This window comes from Streptomyces microflavus (assembly GCF_014650075.1).
Lineage (GTDB): Bacteria > Actinomycetota > Actinomycetes > Streptomycetales > Streptomycetaceae > Streptomyces > Streptomyces microflavus.
On the sequence record NZ_BMUG01000042.1, the window covers coordinates 1 to 748 of the forward strand.

1 protein-coding gene is annotated in these 748 nt (G+C 68.9%); it reads left to right on the forward strand.

Annotation, left to right across the window (positions count from 1 at the left end; translation table 11 throughout):
• Positions 1–748, forward strand: a protein-coding gene (locus IE264_RS37790; protein WP_229888005.1) for an IS5 family transposase whose coding sequence is annotated in 2 segments (ribosomal slippage) — positions 1–330 and positions 333–748 — 746 coding nt annotated over the 2 segments. Because the reading frame shifts where the segments join, the coding sequence is not laid out codon by codon here. This gene is flagged as partial in the annotation.

Consider the following 748-nt stretch of genomic DNA (forward strand, 5'->3'; position numbering starts at 1 on the left):
GAGCGGTTGGTGCCGGACGAGTTGTGGGAGTTGTTCCAGCGGGTGGTGCCGGAGGCGCCGTCGCGGCCGCAGGGTGGTGGCCGGCGTCGGCACGGCGACCGGGAAGTGCTGGCCGCGATCGTCTTCGTGGCCACGTCGGGTTGTACCTGGCAGCAGCTGCCTTCGGCGTCGTTCGGCCCGTCCGGAGCAACTGCCCACCGGCGGTTCTCGGAGTGGTCGAAGGCCCGGGTGTGGGCCAAGCTCCACCGCCTGGTCCTCGACGAACTCGGTGCCCGTGGCGAGTTGGACTGGTCGCGGTGCGCGATCGACTCGGTGAACATGCGGGCCCTGAAAAGGGGGACCTGACAGGTCCGAATCCTGTCGACCGGGGCAAGTACGGCTCGAAGATCCACCTGATCACGGAACGGTCGGGTCTGCCCATATCCGTCGGCATCTCCGGTGCCAACCTGCACGACAGCCAGGCTTTGATCCCGCTCGTGAAGGGCATCCCGCCGATCCGCTCGCGCCGCGGCCGACGACGGCGCAAGCCCGAAAAGCTCCACGCCGACAAGGGCTACGACTACGCCCACCTGCGGCAATGGTTACGCGAGCGCGGCATCATCCACCGCATCGCCCGCAAGGGCATCGAGCCCTCGCAACGGCTGGGCCGCCACCGCTGGACCGTGGAACGCACCATGGCCTGGCTCGCCGGCTGCCGCCGACTCCACCGACGCTACGAACGCAAGGCCGACCACTTCCTCGCCTTCAC